Below are 14006 nucleotides of genomic sequence, written 5' to 3'. Positions count from 1 at the left end.
TAGCCTCAGCATGCAGAATACCTGCAATGCTGAATCAGATGCGCGGTTTGTAGTAGCAGGCGCTTCCGTCCACAACCGGCTGCCAGAGATCGTGCAGTCCTGCCTGTTCGCTGGCTCCAAGCAGGAGAAATCCGTCAGCACAAAGGGCTGAATGCATGCGCCGCAGGATAAGCCGTCGCGTCGCTTCAGAAAAATAGAACAGCACGTTGCGCATCAGAATGCCGTCATACTTCTCCAATACTGGGAAGGCATGGCTCAGGTTTCTCTGGTGAAAGCTGCACATGGAGCGGAGCTCAGGAATTGCTTTCCATTCCTCCTCATCCCGAACAAAGTATTGAAGCAGAAAGCGTGCTGGTAAGCCGCGATTAACTTCCATGCGCTGAAATCGTCCGCTCCTGGCTCGTCGAACCATTTCCGCGTTGATGTCGGTGCCAACAATCTCGATTTTCCATTGCGCCAGCTGTGGAAAATGTTGCCGCAGTAACATGGCAAGCGAATAGGCTTCCTGACCAGTGGAACAGGCGGCGCTCCACAGTCGAAGCGTCTGTTGCTGGGAGCGGTTTTCGATCAAACTCGGCAACAGCTTGTCCTTCAGCAAGTCGAACGGCGAACGGTCACGAAAGAAGCTGGTTTCATTGATCGTCATCGCCTCGACTACTTCCTGGGTGAGCAACGGATCACTCGACATCTTCAGCCTGGCAACCAGATCGTCAAGCCCATTCATACCGCGTGATCGCGCCACGCGGTACAGACGCGCATCAAAGAGATCGTTTCGTGACGGATCCACGATGTTGTCGGAGCGGCTGGAAAGAAGCTGCCGCAGGAAAGAATAGTCGGCTTGCGAGCATGGCATGAGCGATTACCCTTTTGAAGCAGTCAACATCGATGCAGGACAAAGGCGCTGGAGTTCGGCAGCAATGGCCGGCAGCGGAAGAATGCGATGCGCCAGTCCCGCTTCGGCTACCACGCCAGGCATTCCCCACACGGCGCTGGACGCGCGATCCTGCGCCAGGATTCTTCCTCCTGCTTTACGGATAGCCTTACAACCTTCTAGCCCGTCTGACCCCATTCCGGTGAGCACAACACCGATCACCGCGTCTCCGTAGAATGCGGCTGCCGAGCGAAAGAGCAGATCGATGGAGGGACGGCAGAAATGCTCCGGCTCAGCCTGTGACAGGCACAGGGTATGACCTGCGCCAAAGGCAAGGCGTGAGAATTCCAAATGCCAGTCGCCGCGCGCAATTATCACAGTGCCTGCCTCGGGGCGCATCGCGGGATCCGCCTCCATGACTCTAAGTGCGCACTCGCGGTTCAGGCGGTCAGCCAGCATCGCGGTAAAAAGCTGTGGCATATGCTGCACAATCACAATGGGAACGGGAAACTCTGCGGGAAGCTGGGACAGCAATGCTTCAAGCGCTACAGGGCCGCCGGTCGAGACGCCGACGACGACGATCTCAGCTCGTCGCGGATAAAGAGTCTCGACAGAAACCGTCGCAGTTCGAGCTTGTCGTGATGCAAATAGACCCTTGATCCGCGGCAAGAGGTCGCGACTTAGCGACGCGACCGCATTCGCCGCGCCGTTCTGTGCTGTTGGCTTGGTCACGTAATCGGTTGCACCGGAAGCCAGGGCTTCGAGCGTGATGCGCGCCCCACGCGAGGTAAGCGTGCTGCACATGATGACTTTCGCCGCTACTCGTCGCGCACGAAGTTCGGCCAGCACCTCAAGGCCATTCATGCGTGGCATTTCTATATCCAGCAGGACCAGGTCGGGCTTCAGCCGCTGCACCGCATCGAGCGCTGCAACGCCATCGGAGGCCATGCCCGCCAGTTCAATGGCAGGCTCAGAGGCCAGTACCATGCGCAGCAGACTGCGCATCACCAGAGAGTCGTCAACGACGAGAACGCGAATCGGATTTGCAGGCATGGGGAGGCCGTTTCTCTAGGGAATACCGATCATCTGCAGCTTGTCGACTAATGCATCTGCGTCGAATGGCTTCATCAGGTATTCGTCTGCTCCGGCTTCAAGGGCCGCTTCGATAAAGGTATGGTCTGCCTCGGTGGTCACCATCATGATCCTTAGTGCACTCAGTTCCGGATTGCTGCGCATCGCGCGTACACATTCCAAGCCACCCATCACGGGCATGTTAACGTCCACCAGCGCAACGTCACAGCCGTGAATCGCCGCGAGAGCAAGCTGGCCGTTTTCTGCTTCGAGGCACTCGAATCCGCGTGCCTCGAGCAATGAACGGAGATAGTTCCGAATGTAGCGCGAGTCATCGACAATCAGCGCCCGCATACGCCCCCTTGAGTTCGTTCTACGCAGTCGCCGTTTCGGCCAACCGCACCGGGTCCAGACGCTCAGGATCGAGCATTACGAGCAGGCGATCCTTCAGCTTGTAGGTGCCCGCGAAAAGTGCCTTGCGCCTGTCATCGAGGGTGGAGGGATTCCCTTCGAATTCCGTTGGCAGCACCGTCATCACCTCGTCAACTTCATCGACGAGCAATCCAAAATAGCCATCCACGCCTTCAAAAACAAGAATGTCTTCGACAGCATTGTGCTCTCGCATTTCGAGCAGGCTGCGCAACGACACCGTCGTCAATACCTCACCGCCGTAATGCACCAGACCGCCGATATAGCGCGGTGCCAGCGGCACCGGCTGCTTGGCCGGCTTGCCGAGAATTTCAAGAATACGCATGATGGGCACGCCATAGAGCGTCTGCCCAATACGCACCGAACACATTTCGATCGCTTCATCAGCGACGGCGGTTTGCCTGGAAAGCGCTGTGATCATACGAGTGCTCCCACTTCGATCTCCCGCCAGGTAGTCGCCACCACTTTGGTCGGCTGATTGACTCTGGGCAGCGCCGGAATACGGCTCAAATTGACGATGCTTGTTACATTGTCTTTCAGTAGAGTTACGTCGTGTGCCGCGATCTGCGTGCCTGCCTCGGCCAGTGGCTTGCCGGATGCGACGTCGAGAACATGGTCAACCGCAACGCCAACGTGACGTTCTCCATCGAGGCAGACAACAACTGTCATTTCCGCTTCATCAGACAATGCGGCATGGCTATTCTTCTGTGCCAGCAATGGAAGGAGAGTGTCCTCAAACCGGAGAACCGGCATGCCGCCCAGCCACTCCATCTGTGCGCACGGAATGCGTTCAATGCGCAGCACTCGATTCAACGGCACAGCTGCAAATTCCTTATCGTTCTGCATCAGCAGATACTCCGTTGTGCCGTCGTTCATGTTCGCTTCCACAATCTCGGGTTCGTCATCTTCAAGCGCCATGCCGATATTCGCCTGAGTGGCAATTGCGCCCGGGTCGAGGATCAACGCCATCTCGCCGTTGCCGAGTACTGTCGCACCGGAGAAAAGACCGATCTGCTTGAGGACCGACGAAAGCGGCTTGACGACAATCTCTTCCGGATCGGCAAGACCATCTACTACGAGCCCATAGCGGCGCCCTTCCGCATTGAGCACCGCGATATACACCTCGCGCAACGGATCGAGATCTGCGCGCTGTTTCAGCAAAGAACCAAGGAAGACCAGCGGCAGCAGCTTGCCTCGCAAACGATAAAGCGCTGTACCCTCCATCCACTCCATCTGCTCACGTATCTGCTCAGCAGACAGATGCACCAGCTCAAAAAGTGCCCCCTGCGGCAATGCGAAACTCTGTCCGTGGCTACGCACGATCAGAGCTGGCACAATCGCAAGCGTCAGGGGAATTCGCAGGCGCAGCGTGGTTCCCTTCCCGGCCCGGCTATCGATTTCCACCTTGCCGCCGATTTTTTCGACATTGGTGCGCACCACATCCATGCCGACGCCGCGGCCGGAAACATTCGTGATCGCCTCAGCAGTCGAAAAACCTGGCAGGAAGATTAACTGCATCAATTCTCGGTCAGAGAGCTGCGCGGCGCGTTCACGTGTGATCAGCTTGCGTTCAAGCGCCTTATCTCGAATGCGCTCAACCTTCATGCCGCCACCGTCATCGGAGACCTCAATCACGACGTGGCTGCCTTCCTGGTAGGCGCGCAGACGCAGCGTTCCTTCTGCATCCTTGCCGGCAGTCTCGCGCGCCTGCGGCATCTCGATGCCGTGGTCGATGGCGTTACGGACTGAGTGCGTAAGCGAATCTTTGATCGCCTCGAGCAAACTCTTGTCGAGCTCCGTCTCCTGGCCTTCCATCACCAAGCGAACCCGCTTGTTAAGCTGCTGAGCAAGATCGCGCACCATACGTGGAAACTTGGAAAAAACATGGCTGACAGGCTGCATGCGCGCCTTCATCACCGCCTCACGCAAATCGGCCGTCACCATATCGAGACGGCGTGAGAGCACCGTCAGATTCGCGTCGCTGCTCACCATCTGAAGAATCTGATTGCGAGTGAGCACAAGCTCACCCACCAGGTTCATCATTCGGTTGAGCAGGTCTACGTCAACGCGAAGTGTGGATTCTGCCGCATTAACCGCGGTGCGCGCCTGCGCGGTTTGCGGCTCGGCCTGATATATCTCGGTCGCTTTGACTTCTTCCCGAGATGCAGCACTCTGTGCCGCGCCTTGCACGGAGATTGCGCCTGTCTTAACTTTCGGTTTACGAATTCTTTTCTTCTTGGCAGGCTGTTGTGACTGATCAGCCTGCGCCGGCTTGCCAGCCGAGCCTTGCTGCAAAACTTGCAGCCGTTCAATCATGGCGGCATCATCGCCTTCGCCTTCTTGTCCGCTCGCCTCAATCACAGCGAGAATCCCGCGGAGAATATCGAGCAGAGCCAGCAGACCGCTGATAATTTCCGCATTGGCTGTCAGCTTGCCATCGCGCAAGAGCCCCAGCAAATTTTCCCCGGCATGTGCGAGCGATTCCAGCCGCGAGAAGCCGAGAAATCCTGTCGTGCCCTTGATCGTATGCACAGACCGGAAGATTTCCGCCAGCAACTCGTGATCGCCGGGCCGTTCTTCGAGTTCGGTCAGACAGCGCTCCATCCGGTCCAGGCCTTCCTGGCTTTCGATGAGAAATTCTCGCGTTAACTCGTCCACATGTGTGTTATCGGGCGATGGAGCGGGAACTTGAACTGGCCTTGCCGCCTGCTGCTAATACCAGTAGCCTCAAGATAGATGGCAGAGCTGGCACCGGAGACGATAGAACGATTGCGTGTTGCTGCAGATGCAGCCGCCACAAACGCCTATGCTCCCTACTCAGGCTTCCGCGTTGGCGCAGCGCTGCTCTTCGAAGATGGCACAGTCGTAACCGGCTGCAACGTCGAAAACATCTCCTACAGCCTCACGATCTGCGCCGAGCGGACGGCACTGGTGCGGGCCATTGCAACGGAAGGCGCGACAAGAAAAATTGTCGCCGTGATGATTGCAAATCTGAACCATGCAGCCAGTTCGCCCTGCGGGGCCTGCCTGCAGATGCTGAGTGAATTCGTCGAGCATGACGCAGTGATCTGGTTTCCCGCAGCGAACGACATGATCCAAAAACCATTCCACGAACTGCTGCCCTACGCGTTCAGCAACTGGCAAAAAGAATGACGATGCACGCGGTTGATCTGATTCGAAAAACGCGCGGCGGCCAGGAGTTGACGCCAGACGAGATCGCCTTCCTTGCCCAAGGCGCGGCTATCGATGCCATTCCCGAGGAACAGCTTGCAGCATGGCTGATGGCCGCGTTTTTGCAAGGACTGAGTCTCGCGGAAGTCGACGCCTTGACGACAGCCATGAAGTTTTCGGGCGAAGTCTTCGATCCGTCACCGTTGGGAAAATTCGCAGTCGACAAGCATTCGACCGGCGGCGTCGGAGATAAAACTTCTTTTCTCGTGGCGCCGATCGCCGCTGCCGCGGGACTAGTGGTTCCCATGATCAGCGGCCGCGCACTCGGCCACACGGGCGGCACACTGGATAAGCTCGAAAGCATTCCCGGCTATCGTACCCAGCTCTCGCTCGTCGAGATGGAGCAGGTACTCGCAAAAGTTGGCGTTAGCATCGTGGGGCAAACTGAAAATCTAGTCCCTGCAGATCGCGTTCTCTACATGCTGCGCGACCGGACCTCGACGGTGGACAGCCCTTTTCTGATCGCCCCCTCCATCATGAGCAAAAAGCTTGCCGCTGGACTGAATGGCCTGGTGCTGGACGTGAAAACAGGTTCCGGCGCTTTCATGCAAAGGAAAGAAGATGCGCTTTTTCTGGCTGCACTGATGGTGGAGACCGGCGAGCGGTCTGGAACCCGCACGGCAGCACTGCTCACAAATATGAATCAGCCGCTGGGCCGCTTTGCTGGAAACTGGATCGAGATCGCGGAAGCGCTTGATTTGCTGGCGGGCAAGAGAAATCCGCTGAATGAAGATTTGCGCGAGCTGTCCTTGATCCTTGCGGGATGGATGATCTTTCTGGGCGGCGTTGCCACAAGCGCCAAAGCGGGGCGACATCGCGCAGAAGAAATTTTGCAATCCGGCGCTGCGCTCAAGATCTTTACGGAAATGGTTGAGACGCAGGGAGGCGATACCTCCAGCTTTGCCGCGCCGGAAAAATTCCACCAGCCCGGCGCAACGAAGGAGCTTCGAGCAGACCGTTCCGGCTATCTTGCGCAGGTCGATTGCACACAGGTAGGCTGGGCGGTGCAGCGGCTGGGAGCAGGGCGTGCCCGCTCGGAAGATCCCGTTTCGGCGCACGCCGGGCTGGAAATGCACATTAAACTCGGCGGCAAAGTGCAGGCAGGCGAGCTGCTCTGCACGCTCTTTGCCGACCGCGATGAGCAATTTGCCGAACCCGAAACACTGCTGCGGGATGCGCTGGTCATTGGTGACGAACCACTCCCCGATGATCCCCTGATACAAGAAATCATTACCGCCGAAAACAGAAAACAGTACCTCGAAGCCGCGAATCACCCATAGGATGGAGAGGACAGGAGAGCGATTTGGGTCGATTTACGGGTATTCTTGGTCTGCTGACGATGCTGACGCTGGCGTGGATTTTTTCTACCAACCGTCGGGCCATCCGATGGCGAACCGTCTTCTGGGGACTAGGGCTGCAGGTTTTCTTCGCCTTCCTCGTTCTCGATTTTTCCTGGGGACAGAAAACGCTGGCGATCGCAGGTAACGCAGTAACCAAGCTGCTCTCTTATGCTTACGTCGGCTCCGGTTTCGTTTTCGGTGAACTCGGAAAACAGCATTCCTCGTTTGGCAGCATCTTCGCCTTTCAGGTTTTACCGACCATCATCTTCATCTCCGCATTCTTCGCGGTCCTCTATCACCTGGGTGTCATGCAGTTGCTCATCCAGCTCTTTGCGCGGCTCATGCAGATCACGCTGCGCGTCAGCGGTGCCGAAAGCCTCAACGTCGCCGCCAGCGTTTTCATGGGCCAGACCGAAGCGCCTCTGACGATCCGGCCGTTTCTGCCCAACGCAACTCGATCAGAGCTGATGACGATCATGACCAGCGGCATGGCACATGTCTCGGGCGGCATCATGGCGGCCTACATTCTGTATGGAATTGAGGCACAGCATCTGTTGGCCGCCGTCATCATGACGGCCCCGGGCACGATTCTCATTTCCAAAATGCTGGTTCCGGAAACAGAAACCCCGGCGACCGAAGGCACCGTCCACATGCCGAAAGACGCCGAGCACAAGGAAGAAAACCTACTCGGAGCCATCGCGCGCGGCACCATTGACGGCGGCCAGCTCGCCTTCAATGTCGCCATCATGCTCATTTCATTTATGGCGCTGATCGCACTCGCAAATGGAATCCTCGGCGGCATTCACAACTGGCTTGGGCCGCGCCATATCCCATTTCCCTCATCCCTCGACGCGATCCTGGGCGTTATCTTTGCACCCATTGCGTGGCTCATCGGCATTCCCTGGCGCGACGCGAAAATCGTTGGCGACCTATTGGGAACGCGCATGGTGATTAATGAGGTTGTGGCTTACTCCATGCTTGGCGCGCAAAAGGCCGCAATGACCTTCCGGTCATTCACCATTGCGACTTTCGCGCTTTGCGGCTTCGCCAACCTAAGCTCCATCGGCATCCAGATTGGCGGCATTGGCGCGCTGGCTCCGAACCGCCGCAACGAGCTGGCGCGACTCGGTTTACGCGCCATGCTGGCAGGAACCATGGCAAATTTGATGTCCGCCTCGATTGTCGGCATCCTGATGCGATAAAACATAAAGAGACGTGAGCAACGACATTTCTTTGTTTGAACAGGCTATGGCGGCAGCCGACTACATTCGGACCCGCACAGTCCTGACGCCATCCATCGGCATTGTCCTCGGATCAGGACTCGGCGCTTTCGCCGACCGGGTCACGGACGGCGTTGCCATTCCATTTACTCAGATTCCGTACTTTCCGCCGCCCACGGTTCCAGGGCATGGTGGACGGCTGGTCATCGGCAGAATTGACGGCGTTGCCGTAGCCGTCATGCAGGGCCGGGTACACGCGTATGAAGGCTACTCATCAGAACAGGTAACTTTCCCGACTCGGGTATTGGGATTACTCGGTATAAAAACGCTGATAGCAACCAACGCGGCAGGCGGCATTCGAGAGGGCATGAAGCAGGGCGAGCTCGTCCTCATCTCCGATCACATCAATTTCACCGGCCGCAATCCGGTCATCGGTGAAAATGACGAGCGCTTTGGAACTCGCTTCTTCGATATGAGCGAAGCCTATTCGAAACGCTTGCGCACCTTGGCGATCGAGACTGCGAAAAACTCCAGAATGGACCTCGCTGAAGGAATCTACATATGCGTGCTCGGTCCCAGCTTCGAAACTCCGGCTGAGATACGCGCCTTCCGCACCATGGGCGCTGACCTGGTTGGCATGTCGACCGTTCAGGAAGTGATTGCGGCGCGGCAGATGGGCATCGAAGTGCTCGGCATATCCTGTGTAACGAATCTGGCCGCGGGTTTGCAGGATGAACCGCTCGGCCATGAAGAAGTGATCGAGACCGGACGCCGTGTCGCAGCGCAGTTCTCAACGCTACTGGCGCGCCTGATCCCGGCCATCGAGAAAGAAGTCGGCCGCCAATGAATGAAACCGCCCAGGGCCCTGTCGTGATTGGCATTGCTGGCTACTCCGGATCGGGCAAGACATCTCTTGCTCAGGAACTCGCCCGTGAACTCGAAGGCACGCATTTTCACTTGGACCACTACTATCAGGATCTCGGCCACCTGACCTACGAAGAACGATGTCAAGTAAACTTCGACCATCCGGATGCGCTGGAGTCGGATCTGCTGGTAGCGCATATTCGCCAGCTCGCGTCCGGACGCAGCATCGCGCAGCCGCAATATGATTTCTCCACGCATACGCGAGTCCCCGGCGCGTCAGTTACGGTCTACGAACCGCACTTTCTGTTGATCGATGGCATCCTCGCCCTGCATTACGAAGCCCTGCGAAAACTCTACGATCTAAGCGTCTACGTCGATACTCCGGATGAGATCTGCTACCAGCGACGCCTTGCGCGTGATGTACGCGATCGTGGACGGACGCCCGAAGTAGTAGAGCAGCACTACGCGGAGACAGTGCGTCCGATGGCCGAACAATTCGTCCGGCCGTCCGCGCAATATGCTGATCTGGTTGTCGATGGCACCTCATCGTTCGATTGGTCGGTCGAACAGGTCCTGGGTATGCTGCGGCGAAAGCAGCTGCTGGCTACACACGATATGTACGCGCTCGATGGGTTCGCCGGTCACTCCTGAACATTTAGTCGTAGTGGCGTTCTGGAACCGGTTTCGCGCTCTCTACCCAAGCTGAGTACATCAGATCGCGCAACTTGCTCGCACCCGCAGCCAGCCGCTCGGCGGTAAACTGCTTCGCCTCAGGCGTGCCAGCACCCTCGAATCCGTGCGCTTTTTCCAGCTGATAGACACGTTCTACCAGGGTATTCGAGTGGCGTAGATACGTCATGTAATCGTCAAATTCATCCCCCACGGGATGAAGTGCTGCCACCAATGGCTTCACATCGCCTTCCTTCACATTGGCGGCAACGTAGACACCCTCAAACTGCCAGTGGATCTTGTGGTCGGTGGTGTAGCCGTTCGGATTTTCTTTGTTCACCCAGCCGTTGAAGTTGACCGTCGTATGCAGAGGCTGTGCGCCATCGCCTACATAATGGCCCAGCCAGCCGGAATAGAACAGGATCGCCGCCTCGACCGGCTTCGTGTCTTCGTGTTTTGCGGTCAGGTCTCGATAGTCACGCATGGCTGACTTCAGACGCTCCCATACTTCGTTGGTGATATAGGGCTGAAAGCCGATGTGCTCAGGACGAAGCTGGCTGGCCTGTACCGGGTGCGTCACGATAGCCCCATAAGCCGCAGCAATGAAGTCGTAACGTCGCCGGGGCAGCGGATGAATCATATCCGCTAGCTCGAGATCGATGTAATGATCGGGAGCCTGCGTCGCGTTCAACTCCGCCTCACCCGTCCCGCGCCAGCGATCCGGTTCCGGCCCCAGATATTCAATTTCGTCGATGGCAGCCTGGGTACGCATAAAAGCCGGCATATCCGCGGGCAGGTTTTCAGCGGCAAGCTTATTCACCATGCGATGACCTTCGTTGCCCCATCCGAACGAGGGCGGAACAGCAATCAGTGGTAACAGGGCAGCAACGACAATGCGACGAAGAAAAACAGAGCGATTCAGTTTCATCACTGGCGAGTATACAAGTTTGCTATGGGCGATTACATGCGTCCCGAGGCAGAAAACCAGATATTCATCTGGCAGCTGATTCGCAACGAATTGCCTCTATAGGCTCGATCTGCGTAGCGCGCAGCGCAGGCAACAGCGACGCAATGCAGGCGATCACTGCCAGCGTCGCCACAGAGTGCAGCGTCACCGATGCGTCATGTACTGAAGTGTTGTGAAGCACACCGGTCAATTTCGAGCGCGCGCAAGGTGGGGCACAAAACGAATACCTATACCTGCCCGGTTGTAGTCGCAAAAGTGTCAATTCCTCTGCGTGTGGAACCGGCAGCGGGCGCAGCAGCAATCCATTCACCAGGCTGAAAACCGCCGCATTCGCTCCTATACCAAGCGCAAGCGTAAACAACGCCACGACTGTAAAACCTGGCGATTTGCGCAGAACGCGCAGAAAAGCTTAGGTCGCGCAGCAGATTCTCCAACCAGCGGAACTGCCATAATTCCGCAAGCCTTTCCTGCCACCGATGCGCGTCGCCAAACGTCCCACGCACGGCAGAATCGAGCTGCGTCGAATCTGTTCCCGCACGCGCCAGCTTTCCCTGAGCATTGCCTGGTGGAAGGCTAGCTCTTCCGCCATCTCGCGATGCAGTCTGCGCCTCCGCAACACGGCCTTCATCCGAAATCTGATTTCATGCAGCCATTCCGACATGCGATTGCCTCTATCCCTGTTGCATCACGAACGCTACAGCGGAGGAAAGCCGGGTCCAGCGTTGCGATTCAGCAGCCAGCTTCTTCTTCCCCTCAGCCGTCAACTGGTAGAACTTCGCGCGGCGATTATTCTCTGAAGCTCCCCACTGCGCAGAAAGAAGTCCGCGCAGCTCCAACCGGTGCAACGCGGGATACAAAGCCCCCTCTTCCACACGCAACACCTGCTGAGAGGTTTGGTGAATCCACTCTGCCACGCCATAGCCGTGCATGGGCCCGCGTATCAGGGACTTCAAGACAAGCATTTCCAAAGTTCCCTGGATTAAATCGCCAAAAGGTTCTGATTTCTTTTCCATAAATTTCTCAGGGGTAAGATAACGAGAGAAATTTGCTCCGTCAAGTACGCAAAGCAAACAAATCGCCCCGATTTTGTCAGCCGCCATCGGCTGGTTACACTATGGCAGGCCGTTTTATATATTGTTCCGGCCCAGGAAAGCTGAGTTTGATGGGTCTCTTTCGTAAAAAATTGAAGCAGGAACACAAGGTCATGCTGCAGGCCGAGCGCGCCGCAGGCGCTCTGCTGCCGGAATATCACCGCCCCACGCCGGAATGTCCTCACCCAGAGCGCTGGAGCATGTATGACTCGATGACAGCCGAGGCCGAAGTGCTCGAATTCCTTCGCACACTGACCACCACCGTCAAGCCCGAGCTCGTCGTAGAAACCGGCTCTTTCCTCGGCGTCAGCACGCTTTGGATCGCCGAAGGATTGAAGCGGAACGGCTTCGGCAGGATCATCAGCTGCGAACTGGACCCGGTTGTCTTCACAAAGGCGAAGGAGAAGATCGCGGCCTCCGGGCTCAGCGAGTGGATCGAGCTACGCAATGAATCCAGCCTGGAAATGAAGGTCGATGGCAAAATCGACATCCTGTTCAGCGACAGTGATATGCCGATCCGCGAACCGGAAGTAAAGCACTTCCTACCGCAGATCAATTCACAGGGGCTGATCCTGATGCACGATGCCAGCTCCCACCTGAAGATCGTCCGTGATGCCGCCCTCAAGATGGAAGCGGAGGGATTGATCTCGGTGGTTCTGCTGCCGACTCCGCGCGGCTTAGTCTTGGCGCAAAAACGCGACGGGCGCTACTAGAGTTTCGCCTTTCATTTGCTTTTTCTGGTGCCGGAAATTCACACAAATACCCTGTAAACACAGGGTATTTCTTGATATTCTAAAATGGCTATGCCAACGAAACAGGAACTTCTCAAAGACGCCATTCAGCACATCGATATCAAGCAGCACAACGTGGTTGCGCTGGTCGATGCCATGCAACATATGGCCTTCAGCTCCCGTGACTTGAACCGGGCAGCTTCGATTTACGAGCGCATGCTGCGCGACAAGGATTGCGGCGTCATCCTCTGCCTCGCCGGATCGCTGATCTCCGCCGGTCTCAAGCAGGTCTTCATCGACCTCATCCGCAACAACATGGTTGACGCCATCGTCTCCACTGGCGCGAATATCGTTGACCAGGATTTCTTCGAAGGTCTCGGCTACAAGCACTGGATCGCCGATGACCTGCTCAAGCAAGGCACGGAAGATGGAACTCTGCGCGAGTTGATGATCGACCGTATCTACGACACGCTGATTGATGAAGAAGAGCTGCGTATCTGCGATACGACCACGGAGAAGATCGCCGATTCCCTCGATCCGCGCCCTCACAGTTCGCGTGAGTTCATCCGCGCCATGGGTGCCTATCTTGAAACGAACGGCAAGACGCCAGAAAAGGGTGGCGTGGATTCGATCGTGTACGCCGCCTACCAGAAGGATGTGCCCATCTTCTGCCCGGCCTTCAGCGACTGCTCGGCCGGCTTCGGACTGGTCGCGCATCAGCATGCTCGCCAGGACAAGCCCAAAGTCTCGCTCGATTCGGCAAAGGATTTCTACGAGCTTACCCAGCTGAAGATCGCCAACCCGACAACCGGCTTGCTGATGATCGGCGGCGGTGTACCGAAGAACTTCGCACAGGATATCGTCGTTGCCGCAGACATTCTCGGCACTGAAGCCCCTATGCACAAATACGCGATCCAGATCACCGTAGCGGATGTGCGTGATGGCGCGCTTTCATCCAGCACGCTCAAGGAAGCCAGTTCATGGGGCAAGGTCGATACGACGTTCGAACAGATGGTCTACAGTGAGGCCACCTTGGCTCTGCCGTTGATCACTGGCTACGCCTATCACAAAAAGGCATACGAAGCCCGCACAGAGCGTCGCTGGGCTCGGCTGCTGGAACCTGTTACGGCTTGATTTTCCGGGCAGTTATCCCGAAAGGCCGGTTCGAAGAACCGGCCTTTCGATTTTCAGGCGCGCAATGTTTTCCTTTTTCTTCGCAGAACATGAAAAAATTGATAAAAAAGCAGTAGTCAAGCGTTTAAATAAGGGAGTAGTATCTCCCGCGGAACAAAGAAAAAGTCCCGGTTTTCTTTCCTTTTATTTCCGATGGAGCGTTGTAATGCTATTCGTTGCCGTATTCTTTTTGGGCCTTGATCTTGCTGGTTTTTTCTGGTTTCGGTCATTATGCAGGACCGCCACCCGCTCTTATTTGTCCTCTTTGAAGGATGTCGATTCAACCAAGCTTATCCCCTTCGAGCGTGGTTTGACCCTGGAAGGCGAAAAATCCCAGGCAATGTGAAAA

At 56.6% G+C, this 14006-nt stretch carries 16 protein-coding genes; 8 read left to right on the top strand and 8 right to left on the bottom strand.

Translation table 11 applies throughout. The annotated features are described in order from the left end of the window. Positions 1–34 precede the first annotated feature (34 nt). From GSQ86_RS17275 to GSQ86_RS17255, 5 genes are read right to left on the bottom strand one after another with little or no spacing between them, the layout of a single operon-like run. Positions 35–853: a protein-glutamate O-methyltransferase CheR gene (locus tag GSQ86_RS17275; protein WP_158751165.1), complete on the bottom strand. Its 819-nt coding sequence runs from the start codon at positions 851–853 to the stop codon at positions 35–37. A 6-nt stretch (positions 854–859) separates the two neighbouring features. Further along, positions 860–1924, bottom strand: a complete 1065-nt coding sequence (locus GSQ86_RS17270) for a chemotaxis response regulator protein-glutamate methylesterase (RefSeq protein WP_158751164.1) — start codon at positions 1922–1924, stop codon at positions 860–862. 15 nt (positions 1925–1939) lie between these two features. Beyond that, positions 1940–2296 carry a response regulator gene (locus GSQ86_RS17265; protein ID WP_158751163.1) on the bottom strand — a complete coding sequence of 119 codons (357 nt, stop codon included), beginning with the start codon at positions 2294–2296 and terminating at the stop codon, positions 1940–1942. A gap of 19 nt (positions 2297–2315) precedes the next feature. Next, complete coding sequence (locus GSQ86_RS17260; RefSeq protein WP_158751162.1) at positions 2316–2792, bottom strand: chemotaxis protein CheW; 477 nt, start codon at positions 2790–2792, stop codon at positions 2316–2318. Further along, complete coding sequence (locus GSQ86_RS17255) at positions 2789–5029, bottom strand: chemotaxis protein CheA (protein ID WP_256366846.1); 2241 nt, start codon at positions 5027–5029, stop codon at positions 2789–2791. Before GSQ86_RS17255 ends, GSQ86_RS17260 begins: the two co-directional genes overlap by 4 nt. Positions 5030–5107: 78 nt before the next feature. On the opposite strand from GSQ86_RS17255, the gene GSQ86_RS17250 reads away from it, so the two are divergent. From GSQ86_RS17250 to udk, 5 genes are read left to right on the top strand one after another with little or no spacing between them, the layout of a single operon-like run. Then, a complete protein-coding gene (locus GSQ86_RS17250; RefSeq protein ID WP_158751160.1) occupies positions 5108–5524 on the top strand; it encodes a cytidine deaminase in 417 nt (138 codons plus the stop codon). Continuing rightward, on the top strand, positions 5521–6882 hold the full coding sequence (locus tag GSQ86_RS17245) for a thymidine phosphorylase (protein WP_254062456.1): 1362 nt from the start codon (positions 5521–5523) through the stop codon (positions 6880–6882). The genes GSQ86_RS17250 and GSQ86_RS17245 overlap by 4 nt, the downstream gene beginning before the upstream one ends. 23 nt (positions 6883–6905) lie before the next feature. Further along, positions 6906–8144 (top strand): NupC/NupG family nucleoside CNT transporter, encoded by a 1239-nt coding sequence (locus GSQ86_RS17240; protein WP_158751159.1) that lies wholly within the window; start codon positions 6906–6908, stop codon positions 8142–8144. A 13-nt stretch (positions 8145–8157) separates the two neighbouring features. Further along, the gene (locus GSQ86_RS17235) at positions 8158–9009 is read left to right on the top strand and encodes a purine-nucleoside phosphorylase (protein WP_254062455.1); all 852 of its coding nucleotides are present in this window, start codon (positions 8158–8160) and stop codon (positions 9007–9009) included. Then, positions 9006–9677 (top strand): uridine kinase, encoded by a 672-nt coding sequence (gene udk / locus GSQ86_RS17230; RefSeq protein WP_158751158.1) that lies wholly within the window; start codon positions 9006–9008, stop codon positions 9675–9677. Before GSQ86_RS17235 ends, udk begins: the two co-directional genes overlap by 4 nt. Before the next feature lie 4 nt (positions 9678–9681). On the opposite strand, the gene GSQ86_RS17225 is transcribed toward udk, so the two are convergent. From GSQ86_RS17225 to GSQ86_RS17215, 3 genes are all read right to left on the bottom strand, one after another. Then, a complete protein-coding gene (locus tag GSQ86_RS17225; protein ID WP_158751157.1) occupies positions 9682–10623 on the bottom strand; it encodes a S1/P1 nuclease in 942 nt (313 codons plus the stop codon). Between the two features lie 64 nt (positions 10624–10687). Beyond that, positions 10688–11029: a hypothetical protein gene (locus GSQ86_RS24010; protein WP_158751156.1), complete on the bottom strand. Its 342-nt coding sequence runs from the start codon at positions 11027–11029 to the stop codon at positions 10688–10690. Between the two features lie 304 nt (positions 11030–11333). Beyond that, positions 11334–11675: a PadR family transcriptional regulator gene (locus tag GSQ86_RS17215; RefSeq protein ID WP_158751155.1), complete on the bottom strand. Its 342-nt coding sequence runs from the start codon at positions 11673–11675 to the stop codon at positions 11334–11336. Positions 11676–11866: 191 nt separating this feature from the next. Here GSQ86_RS17215 and GSQ86_RS17210 point away from each other — a divergent pair, with 191 nt between their 5' ends. The 3 genes from GSQ86_RS17210 (at position 11867) to GSQ86_RS17200 (ending at position 14003) form a co-directional block, all read left to right on the top strand. Beyond that, positions 11867–12466 (top strand): O-methyltransferase, encoded by a 600-nt coding sequence (locus GSQ86_RS17210; RefSeq protein ID WP_158751154.1) that lies wholly within the window; start codon positions 11867–11869, stop codon positions 12464–12466. Positions 12467–12556: 90 nt separating this feature from the next. Beyond that, a complete protein-coding gene (locus GSQ86_RS17205) occupies positions 12557–13618 on the top strand; it encodes a deoxyhypusine synthase (RefSeq protein ID WP_158751153.1) in 1062 nt (353 codons plus the stop codon). A 64-nt stretch (positions 13619–13682) separates the two neighbouring features. Continuing rightward, complete coding sequence (locus tag GSQ86_RS17200; RefSeq protein ID WP_158751152.1) at positions 13683–14003, top strand: hypothetical protein; 321 nt, start codon at positions 13683–13685, stop codon at positions 14001–14003. Positions 14004–14006 lie beyond the last annotated feature (3 nt).

It is taken from the genome of Acidobacterium sp. S8 (assembly GCF_009765985.1).
GTDB lineage: Bacteria > Acidobacteriota > Terriglobia > Terriglobales > Acidobacteriaceae > Alloacidobacterium.
The sequence above is the reverse complement of the archived record's forward strand: the minus strand, read 5'-3'. Positions and strand labels throughout refer to the sequence as shown.